Annotated in this window: 1 protein-coding gene; it reads left to right on the top strand. The window is 58.2% G+C overall.

Going from position 1 to position 294, the window contains the following annotated elements; translation table 11 throughout:
* Positions 1–20: 20 nt before the first annotated feature.
* Positions 21–294, top strand: a 274-nt coding sequence (locus tag QP381_RS08880) for a hypothetical protein (protein ID WP_285068622.1), incomplete at its 3' end; no start/stop codon positions are given.

Genomic DNA, 294 nt, shown 5'->3' on the forward strand with positions numbered 1-294 from the left:
CTCGCGAATACGAGGGTCACATGATTCCCTATGTTTCAACACGCAAGCTAGCTCACGAGCTTGTCGCCCTACTTGGCAAGCGGCTCGACGGCGTGACGGTCGCTGAGCATACTCCGCGCCTGGACGCGCCATACAAGCTGCTCGTCATTGAGCCTGTCCCCTCCAGCAGCATCACCGCTGTGACTCGGTATATGCGTCTCCAGCTCACAGTCTCGGTCATCACGGAAGCGCTGACCGGTGACTTTAACGAGGCTGCTGAAATCTTCGACGACGCGTGCAATGTCCTTGCAGCCT

Source organism: Pauljensenia sp. UMB6358, from assembly GCF_030216865.1.
Classification (GTDB): Bacteria; Actinomycetota; Actinomycetes; order Actinomycetales; family Actinomycetaceae; genus Pauljensenia; species Pauljensenia turicensis_A.